This is a genomic window from Mesorhizobium waitakense, from assembly GCF_056431085.1.
The window spans coordinates 12,919-28,334 of sequence record NZ_JBWKME010000143.1; the positions used below are offsets into that span (position 1 = coordinate 12,919).

Sequence of the window (15,416 nt, forward strand, 5' to 3'; positions counted from 1 at the left end):
CCCGTTTCATGCAAGTGCCTTTCGCGTCTTCGAGCATGTGATCGGGTGCGGTCATGTGTCAGGCCTGTGATGCGGCGTCGGAGGTGCCGCTGGCCGTCATGGAGATACGCGGATCAGGCGCAAATCAACTCGACGAGCTTTTCGCTCTTGGAGCCTCGGTGCATTTCCTGATCCCGATCAGACCGATCATTTGCCCCTGACGTTCACGACCTCCTCACATGCCGCCCATCATGGCCTCGCAGTCGCCGAGTGCATGCTCATGCTGCCGCGCTGCCAAGATCCCGGTAATCCTCTTTCTTTGTCAACATCGCCCATACCGAGCGAGCCATCTTGTTGGCCAACGCCATGGCAACCAGCATCAGCGGTTTGCGATCCAGCATTCGGGCGAGCCATGATCCTGGCCGCGCACCGCGGCGGGAGGCCCACTGGATGACGGACATTGCGCCGATGATCAGCAACCGTCGGATGTCCCGCTGGCCCATTTTAGACGTTCGGCCGAGCCGCTGCTTGCCACCGGTCGAGTGCTGGATAGGCACAAGTCCGAGCCAAGCGGCAAAGTCACGGCCGCGCTTGAAGGTCGACATTGGGGGCGCAAACGCTTCCACCGCCATGGCCGTGATCGGGCCGACTCCCGGCATGGTCTGAAGGCGGCGTGTATCCTCCCCGCACTGGGCTTCGCGGCGGAGGATTTTCTCCAGCTCGGCAACTTCGCAGCTCAACCGATCGACCTGCTCCAAGTAGACGCGACCAACGTCGATAACCAGTTGGGGCATCGTAGATTCGGCGGCATCAATCGCGGCAGCCAAGGTTTTCAGGTGAGCCGGACCTTGCGGTGCGATGACGCCGTGTTCGGCAAGATGACCGCGCAAGGCGTTGATCAGTTGCGTGCGCTGGCGCACCAAGAGGTCGCGCGTCCGGAACACCATCGACCTCGCTTGCTGCTCTTCCGTCTTCACCGCCACAAACCGCATCGTTGGTCGAGATCCCGCTTCAGCTATGGCCTCGGCATCGGCGGTGTCGTTCTTCTGGCGCTTTACATAAGGCTTGACGTAGCTGGGCGGGATGAGCCTCACCTCGTGGCCCAGCTCCCGAATTGCCCGGCCCCATTCGTGTGCGCTCGCGCAGGCCTCCATGGCGACCACACAGGTTGGCTGTCGGGCCAAAAACGGGAGGACCTGAGAGCGAGCCATTCTCTTCCGGAATGCGACGCCGCCGTCGGCGTGAGCGCCATGAGCGTGGAAGACGCGCTTCGCCAGATCGATGCCAATGATGGTGACGTTGTTCATGTCGTTCCTCCTGTTGTCCGCAGCCCATTCTGCGATGGCAATTCTGCCACGCCGCTGGCTCGGCGGGAGGGGCATCCACTCCATCAACTCCTGAAAAGGTGGAGCCATGACAAGCAAGACGACCAACAAGTTCTCTCCCGAGGTGCGAGCCCGTGCGGTGCGGCTGGTTCTGGATCACGAAGGCGAGCATGCCTCGCGGTGGGCGGCGGTCTCGTCGATCGCCGCCAAGATAAGCTGCACGGCGCAGACGCTGCATGAGTGGGTGAAGAAGGCTGAGCGCGACAGTGGCGTGCGAGTCGGTGTGCCTACGGATGTGGCGACGAAACTCAAGGCTTTGGAACGCGAGAACCGCGAGCTTCGCCAGGCCAACGAGATCCTTCGCAAGGCTTCCGCGTATTTTGCCCAGGCGGAGCTCGACCGCCGGTTCAAGCCATGATCGCGTTCATCGACGATCACCGCGAGGCGCATGGGGTCGAGCCGATCTGCAAGGTGCTGCCGATCGCCCCGTCGACCTACCACGACCATGTCGCCAAGCGCATCGATCCCTCCCGGCTGTCGGCTCGGGTGAAGCGGGATGAGGCTTTGAGGGATGAGGTCCGACGCGTGTTCGAGGCGAACTTCCGCGTCTACGGCGTTCGCAAGATCTGGCGGCAGTTGCAACGCGAGGGCTTCGATGTCGCCCGCTGCACGGTTGCCCGCCTGATGAAGGCCATGGGCCTCGAAGGCATCATCCGCGGCAAGCCGATCCGCACCACGGTGAGCGACAAGGCGACACCATGCCCTCTCGATCACGTCAATCGCCAGTTCCATGCTCCGGCGCCGAACATGCTGTGGGTCTCCGACTTCACTTATGTCGCGACCTGGACCGGCTTCGTCTACGTGGCTTTCGTCATCGACACCTATGCCCGCCGGATCGTCGGCTGGCGGGTGAGCCGGACGGCGCATGCAGCCTTCGTTCTCGATGCCCTGGAACAGGCTCTCCATGATCGGCCGCCCGTGCAGGGAGGCGGGCTCATCCATCACAGCGATAGAGGCAGCCAATACGTCTCTATCAGATACACCGAGCGCCTGGCGGAGGCCGGCGTCGAGCCTTCGGTAGGCAGCGTCGGCGACAGCTACGACAATGCTCTCGCCGAAACGATCAACGGTCTTTACAAGGCCGAGGTGATCCATCGACGCGGACCATGGCGTAACTTCGAAGCCGTCGAGTTCGCTACGCTCGAATGGGTCGACTGGTTCAATAATCGCCGGCTGCTGGAGCCCATCGGCAACATCCCGCCGGCCGAAGCCGAGGAACGCTACTACGCCATGCTGGATGAACCAGCCATAGCCGCGTGACTCAAACGAAACGGCCTCCGGAAAACCCGGAGCGGTTCAGAAGTGACTTGGCTAGATCAACCGATGCCGCTCCTTAGATTCGTTTGCCCGTCGCCTCGTGCCATTGGTGTCAGTGGTTTTAGCTCGATGCGCCGCGTCGCTTTGAGCCCGATCTGTGTTCTTCTTCCTTCCGCTAGCGCCGCCTTCATTCTCCCATCGCTCGATCGCCCTCCGTTCGAGCGCCTTACGCGTCTTAAGCACGTCGAACTCGATGCCGACGCCAGCCGACAGAGCTTCGCTCGCGATGGCGTCGGCAAGATCGGCGTCGGAGATTTCCAGTTCAGGAAAGATCTGTCTTATTGCTGCTAGGGCTTCCGAGAGAGCAAATGATTTTGGGTCTCTTTGGACCTCGTTGAGGAAGGCGCTAATTGCGGCGCGCACTTCAGGCTGAATTCGGTGGGTCGGGTCCGCGCTATTCATGGCGATTCTCCCTGGCAATCGTCTTAACGGTTCATACACGTTGAGGGTTCCCTCACGCCCGCGGGCAGCAGTATCCGCGGGTATGAGTGGTTGGCCGCATTCACCGTGGCATTTATTCGCCTAGTTCTCCGGCCATTCGCGCAGGACGAGCTGATGACGATGTGGAAGATTGGGCGCGATGTCGGCAATATGTACCGTTGGAACGGCCGGCTTCTGCCGGTCGAGGATCTGCGAGGATCTGCGCGCCCTGGCACGCGAACATGACATCATCACCGTGGTCGACGGAGCGCAGACCTTCGCCCAGATGCCGCTCAGCTTCCGAAAGCTCGACTGCGACATCTTCGTGACGAGCTTGCATAAATGGCTCGGCGCGCCGGTGGGCAACGGCATGTTAGTTGTCAGGGATGGAAGAAAAAGGAATTGACCTGCGGGCTGTCGCGCGTGTTCTGTAAAAAGGTTGGATCGGATACAACATCGCGTCCAAGATATTCTAATCCTCTTTGAGCCGACCACCGGGGAAAGCTGGGGCGCTAATGGCAAGCAAAGATGGGCAAAATCAGAGTGACCCGCGTTGGCATAGGCTTTAGGACCAAGACAAGACGGCCGGTGCCGTGTCCTTCGCCATCGACGAGGCTTAGCTGTTTTCCGGTTTGCTCCACCTGCTTCAATGCCCGGCGAATTTCTCCATCAGTAAGACTAGGCAGGTCTACATCGCGCTCGGCAATGCGAGCGCCGGGCTCGGTCTCACCTCCGGCTTGGCGATTGCGCTAGTTGCTGCCATGGTGGCTGATCGTATCATCTGCGGTTGGTATGATCGGCACCAGTCGGCCCGCGAGGGCCATCAACTGAACGAGTATTTGATCGCAGTCGCAATAGACCTGCACGACCTTAGGGCTGACCGCTCCCCAACCGGAGACGCTGCCGCACGACGTGCGCGTCCTTCTCGAGCGCCTACCGGATGGGGGAGGCAATGCGCAATAATCGAACCTGCTAAATCCGTTGCCTTTGACAACCCGCCACAGCTAGGTCAGTCATGCTCGGGTCGTCCGCGGCGTCGCCAGGAGCAAACAGGTTTCGCTGCCCATTATCCCGGCTATGAGCCGAATGCGCCGTAGCACAGCATCGAAATCAGGCAATGAGGCCGTTCCAAGCTCGACCACCAGATCCCAGCGGCCGTTGGTCGTGTGGATGTTGGAGACTTCGGGCAAGCCACCCAGCGCCCGGATCACGCGGTCGGCAGCGTGGCCCTCAAATCTCTACGAGCATGATGCCACGGATGCGCTGATCCACCGCGTCGGCACGCAAAACAACCGTGTAGCCGATGATCTCGCCGGATCGCCGGTCATGAAGCTCGCGCGTAACCGTATAGATGCCATCTGATGACGGCATCTCCTTTTTGAGCAGGCTGCGGCCCGCAATGGCAGCCGCAATTTCAAGTTCAGGCTATATGGTAGCGGCGGGGTTTTGAACCCCCGAGACGATACGTCTTTATTATCAACCAGTTGAGAGGAATCAGGCCTGTCGGAGTCGGTACTCCTGACCTGTTCGCCAAAAATCGACAGCCGGAACAAGCGCCACCACCCCGGACGTTCACTCTGGCCTGCGAACTGCGATTTCAATATGTCGCGAATATTCGCTGAATTTCACTAAGGTCTGTTGTTCGACAGCTCGGTCGCCCCCGCTATTCGGCACATTTCCCATTTGGAGCCGCCAGCCGGACTCCCAACCTCTTCGGCAAACAATAGAGGCTGCACACGGCAGATAGTGAATTCTCCGTCGCCGACATCGAGAGCATGCCGCGCGTCGACATTGCCCACAGCTACGCCGGCGCGGACGGGACGGCGACAAATGCCTTCACTGATGCCGGTGCGAAGGGCATCGTGCTCGCCGGTTTCGCGCCGGGAATGGGCACGCCGGCGGAGGTCGCGGCGCTTGAAGACGCCATCTCCAGGGGTGTCGTGGCCGCTGCAATCATCTCGTGCGGGAAGCGGCTGTGCCCTGGACAGCGCCAGGCACCGCGCCATTGGCATGTCAGCGCGAGGCCGAGCAGAATGCGTGCCTTCTGGGGCGTCAGATTGTCCGCCGTCATGATGGACAGCGTCATGAATGCCGGCCAGATTATCGAGGATGGCACTCCGGACAGCTTCTTCGGCAACCCCCAACATGCCGGACCAAGCTGTTCCTCGGTCAGATTTTGAAACACTGAACCGGCGCAATCGCTGGCGCTGGTGATGCACAGCGCCACGCTCGCACGGATGTCAGGTGGTTTCGTCCAACCAGACGTTTTCGAAATTCTGTTCGAAAGTCGGGTGGATGCCATAGTTCTTCACCGACTTTGACGAGTGGTTATAGATCTTCCGCCAATAGGGCTGGATGATGACCCCGGACGTCTGCAGGATCTTCTCGATATCGACCATCAGTTCACGCCTTTTGTCGACATCAGCGACGGTCAGCGCCTTGGCGATCTTCTCGTCTAGTTCCTTGTTGGAATAGGCAGACTCATTCCAGGATTCGCCGGTGCGGTAGGCCAGCGCGATGACCTGCACGCCAAGCGGGCGCATGTTCCAGTTGGTCATCGAGAAGGGATATTTCGTCCAGTCGTTCCAGAAGGTGGAGCCCGGCAGGACGGTTCGCTTGACCTTGAAGCCGGCCTCGCGGAGCTGGGCAGCGATCGCATCGGCGGTGTTCTTGTGCCAGTCCTGGTCGAGCCCGATCAGTTCGTGCTCGAAGTCCATCTGGCCGGCCTCGGTCATCAAGGCTTTGGCTTTGGCGATGTCGCGCGACACTTTCGGCAGTTCGGCGTATTCGGGATGGATGGCGCAGACATGATGGTTTTCGCCGAGTGTGCCGGCATCGCCATAGCCAAGCTTCAGCACGGTCGCATTGTCGACGGCGAGCTGGATCGCCTGACGCACCTTCTGTTCGTCGTAAGGCTTGTTGTTGACGTTGGTGCGCGCCACGATGGTGTTGGCCGTCACCACCTCGTGCTTGACCAGACCCATCTTGTCGAGAATGTCGACATAGTCCGCCGTGGTCTCGTAGTTGGTATTGACCTCGCCGGATTCGAAGGCGCTGATCATCGCGTTGGCCTCGGTGCCGTAGTCGATGAACTCGATGCCATCGAGATGAGCCTCGCCGCCCCACCATTTGCCGTTGACGCGGCGCTTCAGCACGACTTTCGAGCCGACATCGTAGGACACCAGTTCGAACGGTCCGGTGCCGATCGGATTCTTCACGAAATTGCTGCCCATCTTCTCGTAGTCGCGGTGCACGATCAGCGCCGGATAATCGGAGAAGCCCGCGATGATCGAGATGTCGGAAGACGGCAATTTCAGCTTGATCGTGTAGTCGTCGACTTTGGTGATGGCACCTTCGAGCGGCTTGCCCGTCTTGGCATCGATGAGCACGCCCATCCGCGCCGCCATCGAATTGCCCGCGGCCGACTTGTCGCACCAGCGCGTCAGGTTGAAGACCACATCGTTGGCGTTGAAATCATCGCCATTGTTCCATTTGACGCCCCGCCGAACCTTCAGCGTGTATTCGGTGGCGTCGTCGTTGATGTCCCAGCTTTCGAGCAGGATCGGCTTGAAGGTGAATTCGTTGGTGTATTTGACCAGCGGCTCGAGTGTCTGTCGGGTGACATTGGCCATTTCCGACCAGTCATACGTCCGCGGATCCTTCTGTTCCTTGACGCTGGTTGCGACTTTCAGCACGCCGCCTTTTTTCGGCTCCTCGGCCCGCGCGACGCTCGGCGCGGCGAGGCCAATCATTGCGTAGGCCGCTGCGGTCGTTGCCCCGAATGCGCTGGCGATCGCCAGGAACTCGCGACGGTCGACCGCCCCGGCCTTGGCGCTCTCGGCCATCGCCGTGACGAAATCAGGAATGCGGCCGCCATTGTTCTTGAACATTGTCACTGCGTTCTCCCATTGGTTTCAGTCCCTCACGCGCTGTTGCTTGCAGCGACTTTGTTGGCCCATCGTAGACATTGGGCGGCACCCAACAGGATCGAAAAGCATTCACCGCAGGCTGAGAATAATTCCGCGCATCGCTGCGATGGCGGTTGTCCGCCCCTTGGAGGTTTCAGCGGTCGAGCGGCGCGACCGTCAGATCGATCAGCCTGCCAAGCCCCTTGCTGTCCAGAGCATCGAAGGACAGCGCCATCGCTTCCATCTCGTCGGCCCGGTCCTTGCCGATCAGCCCGTCGGTGAAGGTCACATATTTCTGGTGAAACTCGTCGTCGCTCATCGGGTTGTCGCGATCGCCTTTCGGCGTGCGCGGTTCCGACATGATCTCGCGTCCGTCTTTCAGGTAGAGCGTCACGTCGGCCCAGCGCTTGCCGACGCTGATGCGGGTGTAGTGTTCGGTCTCGACCAACTCGGTGGCATTGGAAATACGACGGATCTCTTCATCCCCTAGAACCTGCGGCAGCAACTCCTGCGGTCCGATCTTGCCGCGCACGATCATCGTCGCGACCGGGAACGCGATCGAATAGCTCATCTCGTCCAGCGTCTTCGGATTGTGGCCGGCAAGCCGCACCGCATAGTGAAAGGTCTGGATGCGCACGCGCGCGACATCCTTGCTGGAAAGCTTGTTGTCACGCATCAGGTCGCGCGCCGCATCGATCGATGGATGGGCCCAGCGGCAGACCGGGTAGGGTTTGTACGAGGTATCTTCGACGACGCGCCACGCCTGTCCGAGATCGCTCCACCAGGGAGCAGCAGCTGCGCCTTCGGCCGTAATCGCCGGTGCCCCGGTGAAACCGAGTTCCGCCATGTAGGCCGCCATGACGCCGGATGGAGCGCCCCAGCCGACGCCGTCGCGCAGCATGGTCGGGAAATCGATGCAGCGCATCATCTGGCTGCGCGGACCGTGATACTCGGCAATGCCCGCGGCATGGCGCGTCTGCTCCTGGCCGAGCCCGAGCAGCCGAGAAACACCGGCCGCGACGCCGACTGCGGCCCACGCCCCGGAGGTGTGATAGTCGGGCACGGTAGCGTGCAGGGTCAGCCCGGCGCGGTAGGAAACCTCGTAGGCGACGGCCAGTGCGACCATCAGCTCTTGGCCGGAGAGTGCGCCCCCCGAGGCCCTGAGTGAATCCGCAACGGCGAGCAGGGCCGGAAACACGGCCGAGCCTGCATGGCCTTTGCAAGGACTAGTGGTGTCATGTCCATCGATGGAATCGATGGTGAAGGCGCCGGCAAAGGCGGCACCAGCCGGGCTGACGGGGCGCCCGTCGAAGATCATCCGGGCCGCGATTTCGGGCGAGGAACGCCACAGCCGATCGGCGATCTTTTTGGTGATCGACGCGATCTCCGTGGTCGAGCCCACCGCAGCCACGCCAAGCGTGTCGGCAAAGCTGCGCCTCAGCACGGCACGCATCTCTTCGGGAATGGCGTGGTATGTCAGGCTGCCGGCAAACTCGGAAAAGCTAGTCACGTTAAAGTCTCCCACATTCAATTCGATAGGCGTTGCCTGACGGTGCGCCGGCTGTTCAAGGCTGACACCGTCATGTTCGGCCCAAGATGATCGGCGCCAACCTTTATGTGGATGACCGCCGCCTTGCCGCTGGCCAGCGCGCGTTCGAACGCCGGCTCGAAATCGTCGGTCGCTTCCACCGTTTCACCGTGGCCGCCATAGCCGATCGCCACGGTTGCGAACTCTGGATTGGTGAGACCGGTGCCGGAATTGCGGCCCGGAAAGGCGCGTTCCTGGTGCATGCGGATGGTGCCGTAGGAACGGTTGTCGACGATGATGAAGATCGGGTCGAGGCCGTACTGAATCGCGGTCGCGAACTCTTGGCCATTCATCAGGAAGTCGCCGTCGCCGCCGATGTAGATGGCGGGCGCGTCGGGATCGGCGATCTTGGCGGCAACCGCTGCCGGCACGCCAAAGCCCATGGCGCCGCACACCGGCGCCAGCGCGCCGCGAAACCGGCGATAGCGGAAATGGATGTTGGGCCAGTCGGAGGCATTGCCGGCACCTGTGGTCATGAAGGCATCGGCCGGCAGCCGCAGGCTCAGGAACCGCATCACCGCGCCCATGTCGACGGGACCGGCCTGCACGGCAAGATCGAGCATGGCCAGGTAGCGCTGCCTTGCCGAAGCGCAGATCGCCGCGCGCCCCGGATTGCCGCCGGGCGGAACGATGGCCGCCAGGGCAAGTGCAAAAGCGTTGGGGTCGGCCTGCACCAGAAGGTCGGCCTGATAGAGCCTGCCAAGCTCCTCGGCACCCGGATGCACATGCACCAATGGGCAGTGCGGAACAGGCGATGATATCAGCGAGAATTTCAGCGTCGTGCCGTCACCCAGCCGGGACCCGACGGCAAGGATGAGATCAGCTTGCCGGCAATAGTCGTTGGGCATCGGCGCACCACCGAAACCAAGGTTGCCGATGTAGTTTGGATGATCGTGAGGAAACAGCCCCTGGCGGCGGAAGCCGACAGCGACGGGAAGGCCGATGTTCTCCGAGGCCTGAATGATGGCCTCGTGGCCGGCTTGGGTCCAGTTGGCACCGCCAAGCACCAGCAGCGGCCGCCTCGAGCGCGCCAGCATGGTTTCGATCGCCGCCATGTCGGCAGCCAGCGGCGCGACAGGCGTCGCCATCGCCGGCTTCAGGTCGGGTGTGTCGGATTCGGCCTTGAGCACATCTTCCGGCAACACCAGAATGACGGGACCGGGGCGGCCGGAAATCGCCGTCCGCCAGGCCCGATTGACATATTCGGGGATGCGCGACGGATGATCGATTTCCGCCACCCATTTGCACATCGGACCAAAGACGCGGCGATAGTCGAGTTCCTGGACGGCTTCGCGGTCGCGATGCGCGGTCGGGATCTGCCCAACCAGAAGGATGAGCGGCGTCGAGCCTTGATAGGCCGCATGCAGGCCTATCGCGGCGTTCATGGCGCCCGGACCGCGGGTGACGAAACAGACGCCCGGGTCGCCGGTGGCGTCGGCGTAGGCAGCCGCCATGAAGCAGGCACCGCCTTCGTGACGACAGGTGATGTAGCGGACCAAATTGGCGCGCTGCCACAGCGCATCGAGCGCCGTCAGATAGCTTTCACCCGGCACGCCGAAGACGGCCTTGCAGCTGTTTTGCAACAGAGCGCTGATGAGTATCTGACCGCCGTTTCGCAAGATCGCCCCGCTTTTCTTGGCGACCGTAGGGGCGTGTCCATAGCGTCTCAATCGAATAAAATTTCGCTGCCGATGAATTTGATTTCCGAGCGGCGGCGAGAGCCCGTCAGTGACTGCGAAGGCTGGTGCTGAGTGACAGCAGCCAGGCCTTGAAATGCTTGACGCGGGCGAGACCGGCCGAGCGCTTGGGTGCGATGAAGTAATAGGCGCCCCCGGTGGGTACGTCTTCGGCAAACGGTGCGATCAGCGAGCCTCGCTTCAGCAGGAGATCGCCATAGGGCCGCCGGTTCATCGCCACGCCCATGCCTTCGCTTGCGGCAAGCAAGGCGTGCGAGCGGGAATCGAACATCAGCTTCGGGACCTGGTTCGAGCCTGGAACACCCATCTTCTCGAACCAGAAATCCCATTCATGCGGCACGTATTCGCAGCCGATCAGTCGCCGCCCGAGCAGGTCCTGTGGCGTCTCGATCGGCCCGTTGTGGCGCAGATAGTCCGGCGAGACCACCGGCGCGATAACCTCGTCGATCAGCTTCTCGCACATATGTTCCGCCGGCGCCGTCATGGCATAGCGAATGTCGATGTCGATGCTGGAGCCGGAAAATTCGATGTCGTCCGGCTTGGTAATCAGCTTGACTGTGATCTCGGGGTTGGACGACAGGAAATCGTCCAGTTGCGGGATCAGCCACATCTGCGCCAACGACTGGAACAGATGGATGGTCAGTCCGCCATTCTTGGTGTCCTGCATCACCGACAACGTGCTCGCCTCGATGCGGTCGAGCGCGTCGCCCAGCCCTTCCAGATATTTTTCCCCAATCTCGGTGAGCTTCAGGCCGGTCTGCTCACGCAGGAAAAGCTTGGCACTGACGAAGGTCTCCAGCGACTTGATCTGGTGGCTGACGGCGGAGCTCGAAATCAGCAATTCTTCGGCGGCATCGGCCAGGCTGCCGGCCCGTGCCGCCGCCTCGAAGGCCCGCAGCGCGGCAAATGGAGGTAACCGCCTTGCCATTCTTGCTAACTCCTCCACCCGCCGGAACCGAGCGCTCCAGTGCGGCACCTATAGGGGGTTTCAAGAGGCGGTGGAAGATTTGGGTTTTTGGGTAGTTTCGTCACGCCCGCATGCGCAGCCCCTGCGGGTCGTAGCGCGGGCCGTCTGAAACCGACGCGGCGCGGCGTTTGCCGTTGATCTCGACCTCGAAGCCGGCGCCGCTATCGACAATGTGCGATCTGAGATAACCGAGTGCCAGGCTTTCGTTCGTCGCGTAGCCATAAGCCCCCGACGTGACGTAACCGACATAGACATCGTCGCGGAACACCGGCTCGCCGCCGCTGCAATCGGCGTCTCCGGCATCGACGGACAAGGTAACGAAGCGCTCGGCGGCGCCCTGCGCACGATGTTTGCGCGCCGCTTCCTCGCCGATGAAGCCGGAGCGTTTCCAGTCGACGAAACGCTCCATGCCGGTCTCCATCACCGTGTAGTCCGGCGCCAGATCGAAGCCCCAGCTCTTGAAGGCTTTTTCGACGCGCAGGCTGGCCAGTGCCCGGCTGCCGGCCGGCACCAGGTCAAGGTCGGCGCCGGCGCGCAAAAGCGCATTGTAGAGGCCGGCCTGGTACATTGCAGGCGTGTAGATCTCATAGCCGAGCTCGCCCGAAAACGAGACCCTGAGCACGATCGCGTCGGTTGCCGCCTCGAGTTCCATGCGCCTGACCGACAGGAACGGAAACGCATCGTTCGACACATCGCCGTGTGTCACTCCGGCCAGAATCTGCCGCGCGTTCGGCCCGGCGAGCATCAGCCCGCTCCAGCTGTCGGACAGGTTCTCGACCGAGATGCCGGGTGTCTTGTGGGCGTCGAACCAGCGCATATGCTGGCCCTGCATGGTGCCAGCGCCCAGCAGGAGGTAGCTGCCGTCGTCAAGCTTGGACACGGTCACGTCGCCGATTAATCGGCCTTTTTCAGACAGCATCGGCGACAGCGCGACAGCTCCAGATCGTTCGGGGATCCGCCCCGCCAGCAGCCACCGCAGCCAGCCACAGGCGGCATCGCCCGAAATCCGATATTTGGCGAAGGTCGATATCTCGAACAGGCCAGCAGCGCTTCGCACCGCCTTGCATTCCTCGCCGACAGTCTTCCACCAGGTCTGGCGGGCATAGCCGAAAATGTCGCGTTGTTCGTCACCAGGCCGCGCAAACCACAGCGGCTGCTCCCAGCCATTGTTGAAGCCGAAGACGGCGCCCTTGGCCTTCTGTGCGGCGTAGGCTGGAAATGTCCGCAACGGCCGGCCGGCGGCGCATTCGAGATGCGGGTAGGGGCGCTCCTGCCGGTTTTCGTAGTAATATTTGGTCCGTTCGAAGGTGAAGTGCTTGCCGGCCCAGCGGCCGAAGCGGGCGACGTCCCAGAAATTCACGTCCACCTCCGGCTCGCCGTCGACGATCCATTCCGAGATGACCTTGCCGATGCCGGCGCCCTGGTTCAGGCCACTCATCACGCCGCAGGCGCAGAAATAGTTCGTCAGCTCCGGATGCGGTCCAAGCAGCGGCCCAAGGTCGGGCGAGAAGATCATCGGTCCGTTGATGACGCGCTTGATGCCGGCCTCGCCGAGGCATGGCATACGGTCCATCGCCACCTCGAAATTGCGATCCATGCGGGCCAGATCGTTGGGTAGCAGCTCGTGGCCGAAGTCGAGCGGCGTGCCGTCGAAGGCCCAGTGGTGGCAGGTGCTTTCATAGGCGCCGAGCAGGATGCCCTTGCCCTCCTGGCGTGAATAATAGCCGGCTTCGCTCTCGCCGATCGTCGGCAACTCGTGGTCCATGGCTTCGATTTCGGGGATCGCCTCGGTCACCAGGTAGTGATGTTCGACCGGCAGCAGCGGCAGCTTTATGCCGGCCAGCGCGCCAACCTCGCGCGCCCACAGGCCAGCGGCGTTGACGACGAAGTCGGCGTGGATCGTGCCGCCTGGCGTTTCGACGTCCCAGCCGCCATCGGTGCGCGGCGTCGTCGCCGTCACCGGCGTGTGACGATGGATCTTCGCGCCGAGCTTGCGCGCCGCCGCGGCAAAGGCATTGGTCGCCGAGGAGGGATCGACATGGCCCTTGATCGGCTCCCACAGCACCGCCTTGAGGCTTTTTGTGTCGAGAACCGGCGCGCGGTCCTTGGCTTCCTCGAAGCTGATCCATTCCGCCTCGACGCCATTGCGCCGGGCGCGCGCCCGCGCAATCGCCAGCGTCGTCACCTCGTCGTTCGATGCCGCCAGATGCATGCCGCCGGTCGGATGGTAGCCGACAGCCTGTCCGCTCTCGCGTTCGATCTCCGGATAGAGGTTGATCGTGTAGACCTGCAGCCGCTGGGCGTTGGAGGGCCTGGTCAGCGAGAACAGATTTCCGGCGGCGTGCCAGGTAGAGCCCGATGTCAGTTCCGAGCGCTCCAGCAGCACCACATCCTTCCAACCCTTCTTGGCCAAGTGATAGAGGATGGCGCAGCCGGTTATCCCACCGCCGATCACCACCACGCGGGCATGTGTATCCATTCCGTCAGACATCCATTCGGTTTTTTTTAAAAAGGGGAGGAAGCATCTAGCGCAGCGCTTCGAGCTCGATCTTGCGCCGCGCGACATAGTCCTCGAGTTCCTCGATCACCGCCGCGTCGATGGCTGGCGCCTCATACTCGTTGACCATCTGCTTCCAGATGCCGTTGGCGCGGCGGGCGGCGTCGGGGCTGCCCTTGTCCTGCCAGTTTTCGAAGTTCGACCAGTCGGAAACCAGCGGCTTGTAGAAGGCGTTTTCGTAGCGGGCGAGTGTATGCGCGGTGCCGAAGAAGTGGCCGCCGGGACCGACTTCCTTGATCGAATCGAGGCCTATCGTGTCGGCGTTGACGGTGAGCGGCGTCATCCAGGCGCACATCATGCGCACCATCTCGATGTCGAGGATGAACTTCTCGTAACAGCCAACCAGGCCGCCCTCCAGCCAGCCGGCGCCATGGTTGAAGACACTGGCGTGACCGGTCAGCGCTCCCCATAGCGACATCATGGATTCGTAGGCCGCCTGCGCGTCCGGCGCGTTCGATGCGTTGACGTTGGACGAGCGCCACGGCAAGCCATAGCGGCGCGCCATCTGGCCGGTGGCTTGCGCGCCGAGCGTGAATTCGGGTGTGCCGAAGGCCGGCGATCCGGTCTTCATATCGGCATTGCAGATGAAGCCACCGTAGATGTACGGGCAGCCGGGGCGGATGATCTGGGTCAGCGCGCAGCACGCTAGGGTCTCGGCATTCTGCATCACCAGCGCACCGGCAACGGTGGCGGGCGCCATCGCACCGGCAAGGCCAAAGGGCGTCACGCAGACGACCTGACCTAGCCGCGCATATTCAATCACGCCTTGCGCGATCTCGCCGTCGAGCACCAGTGGTGTATTGGTGTTGGTGTTGACGAAGAATACGGGGTTGGCGGCAAGGCTGTCCTCGTCCTCGCCATACCAGATCTTGGCCATCTCGATGGCGTCCCGGGCGCGGTGGCGGCCGATGGTCAGCGGCTTCCACGGCTTGTCCGAGAGTTTGCAGCAGGCCAGGTAGAAATCGAGATAGCGGGTATCGGCGGGCAGGTCCTGGGCCTCGACGCTGGTGCCGCCCTCGATCTGCAGCACGTCGGTCATGTGCGTCATCTTCAGGAAGTTTTCCTGGTCGCGAAACGTGCCAGCGCGGCGGCCGTGGTCGAGGTCGGACACGAAGGGCGGGCCGCTAACCGCTGTGAAAGCAACCTGGCCTTGGCCCATGAACAGCTTCTTCGCCGGGTCGCGGCCACGCACGGTAACGACCGGTGGCGCCTTCGCGACCAGTGCCAGCAGGCCCTCGCGATCGAAGACGACGCGCTCGGTGGCGTGATCGACGGCAAAGCCGGCGCTGGCGAAGAGCTTGCGCGTCTCCTCGTCCTGGATCCGCATACCGACATCTTCGAGCACCGACATCGAGGCGTCGTGGATGGTCTCGATCTGCTCTTCGCTCAGCACCTCGATCGGGGCATGAGGATTGCGCAGTTGTAGCCACTCTCTGGAGAATTCCAGCCTGCCGTCGCGCACCCTGCGCACCCTGGCCGTTGTTCGCATGCTTCCCCGCAGAGGTTCGATCCTAAGCGGCGAGTTGATGAGCTTTGGCGACGAACGGCAATTGAAAACGCTTCAGCCGGCAATGAGTGAATTTCGCCGTCCCCGTACA

At 62.1% G+C, this 15,416-nt stretch carries 11 protein-coding genes, 2 pseudogenes and 1 other annotated feature; of the genes and pseudogenes, 3 read left to right on the top strand and 10 right to left on the bottom strand.

Annotation, left to right across the window (positions count from 1 at the left end):
• Positions 1 to 257 precede the first annotated feature (257 nt).
• Positions 258 to 1,286: an IS110 family RNA-guided transposase gene (locus tag AC07FD_RS27915; protein WP_478352459.1), complete on the bottom strand. Its 1,029-nt coding sequence runs from the start codon at positions 1,284 to 1,286 to the stop codon at positions 258 to 260.
• Positions 1,287 to 1,392: 106 nt separating this feature from the next.
• Here AC07FD_RS27915 and AC07FD_RS27920 point away from each other — a divergent pair.
• Positions 1,393 to 2,624 (top strand): IS3 family transposase gene (locus tag AC07FD_RS27920; RefSeq protein ID WP_478352460.1). Its coding sequence is split into 2 segments (ribosomal slippage): positions 1,393 to 1,684 and positions 1,684 to 2,624, totalling 1,233 coding nucleotides; the frame shifts between segments, so codons are not numbered across the junction.
• Positions 1,677 to 1,793, top strand: a sequence feature (AL1L pseudoknot). Its footprint overlaps the gene before it by 117 nt.
• 51 nt (positions 2,625 to 2,675) lie before the next feature.
• On the opposite strand, the gene AC07FD_RS27925 is transcribed toward AC07FD_RS27920, so the two are convergent.
• Positions 2,676 to 3,083, bottom strand: a complete 408-nt coding sequence (locus AC07FD_RS27925) for a hypothetical protein (RefSeq protein WP_183459610.1) — start codon at positions 3,081 to 3,083, stop codon at positions 2,676 to 2,678.
• Between the two features lie 178 nt (positions 3,084 to 3,261).
• Between AC07FD_RS27925 and AC07FD_RS27930 the strand changes: the two genes are divergently transcribed.
• Positions 3,262 to 3,507 (top strand): aminotransferase class V-fold PLP-dependent enzyme, encoded by a 246-nt coding sequence (locus AC07FD_RS27930; protein WP_478352551.1) that lies wholly within the window; start codon positions 3,262 to 3,264, stop codon positions 3,505 to 3,507.
• Between the two features lie 136 nt (positions 3,508 to 3,643).
• On the opposite strand, the pseudogene AC07FD_RS27935 reads toward AC07FD_RS27930, so the two are convergent.
• Both AC07FD_RS27935 and AC07FD_RS27940 read right to left on the bottom strand, forming a co-directional pair.
• Positions 3,644 to 3,787: pseudogene (locus AC07FD_RS27935) on the bottom strand (site-specific integrase); the annotation flags it as partial.
• Positions 3,788 to 4,114: 327 nt separating this feature from the next.
• A pseudogene (locus tag AC07FD_RS27940) lies at positions 4,115 to 4,421 on the bottom strand (Lrp/AsnC family transcriptional regulator); the annotation flags it as partial.
• A gap of 455 nt (positions 4,422 to 4,876) precedes the next feature.
• On the opposite strand from AC07FD_RS27940, the gene AC07FD_RS27945 reads away from it, so the two are divergent.
• Positions 4,877 to 5,281: a hypothetical protein gene (locus AC07FD_RS27945; protein WP_478352461.1), complete on the top strand. Its 405-nt coding sequence runs from the start codon at positions 4,877 to 4,879 to the stop codon at positions 5,279 to 5,281.
• A 60-nt stretch (positions 5,282 to 5,341) separates the two neighbouring features.
• On the opposite strand, the gene AC07FD_RS27950 is transcribed toward AC07FD_RS27945, so the two are convergent.
• The 6 genes from AC07FD_RS27950 to AC07FD_RS27975 form a co-directional block, all read right to left on the bottom strand.
• The gene (locus AC07FD_RS27950) at positions 5,342 to 6,997 is read right to left on the bottom strand and encodes an ABC transporter substrate-binding protein (protein WP_478352462.1); all 1,656 of its coding nucleotides are present in this window, start codon (positions 6,995 to 6,997) and stop codon (positions 5,342 to 5,344) included.
• Between the two features lie 166 nt (positions 6,998 to 7,163).
• On the bottom strand, positions 7,164 to 8,519 hold the full coding sequence (locus AC07FD_RS27955; protein WP_478352463.1) for an MmgE/PrpD family protein: 1,356 nt from the start codon (positions 8,517 to 8,519) through the stop codon (positions 7,164 to 7,166).
• A 17-nt stretch (positions 8,520 to 8,536) separates the two neighbouring features.
• Entirely contained in the window at positions 8,537 to 10,267 is a 1,731-nt protein-coding gene (locus AC07FD_RS27960) for a thiamine pyrophosphate-dependent enzyme (protein ID WP_478352464.1), read from the bottom strand.
• A gap of 55 nt (positions 10,268 to 10,322) precedes the next feature.
• The gene (locus AC07FD_RS27965) at positions 10,323 to 11,222 is read right to left on the bottom strand and encodes a LysR substrate-binding domain-containing protein (RefSeq protein ID WP_478352465.1); all 900 of its coding nucleotides are present in this window, start codon (positions 11,220 to 11,222) and stop codon (positions 10,323 to 10,325) included.
• A gap of 100 nt (positions 11,223 to 11,322) precedes the next feature.
• Entirely contained in the window at positions 11,323 to 13,740 is a 2,418-nt protein-coding gene (locus AC07FD_RS27970) for an FAD-dependent oxidoreductase (protein WP_478352466.1), read from the bottom strand.
• Positions 13,741 to 13,786: 46 nt separating this feature from the next.
• Entirely contained in the window at positions 13,787 to 15,307 is a 1,521-nt protein-coding gene (locus AC07FD_RS27975) for a trimethylamine methyltransferase family protein (RefSeq protein WP_478352467.1), read from the bottom strand.
• Positions 15,308 to 15,416 lie beyond the last annotated feature (109 nt).

Coding starts and splice junctions, on each gene's coding strand:
- AC07FD_RS27915 (WP_478352459.1), bottom strand. CDS start 1,286: ATGAACAACGTCACCATCATTGGCATCGATCTGGCGAAGCGCGTCTTC.
- AC07FD_RS27925 (WP_183459610.1), bottom strand. CDS start 3,083: ATGAATAGCGCGGACCCGACCCACCGAATTCAGCCTGAAGTGCGCGCC.
- AC07FD_RS27930 (WP_478352551.1), top strand. CDS start 3,262: ATGTCGGCAATATGTACCGTTGGAACGGCCGGCTTCTGCCGGTCGAGG.
- AC07FD_RS27945 (WP_478352461.1), top strand. CDS start 4,877: ATGCCGCGCGTCGACATTGCCCACAGCTACGCCGGCGCGGACGGGACG.
- AC07FD_RS27965 (WP_478352465.1), bottom strand. CDS start 11,222: ATGGCAAGGCGGTTACCTCCATTTGCCGCGCTGCGGGCCTTCGAGGCG.
- AC07FD_RS27970 (WP_478352466.1), bottom strand. CDS start 13,740: ATGGATACACATGCCCGCGTGGTGGTGATCGGCGGTGGGATAACCGGC.
- AC07FD_RS27975 (WP_478352467.1), bottom strand. CDS start 15,307: ATGCGAACAACGGCCAGGGTGCGCAGGGTGCGCGACGGCAGGCTGGAA.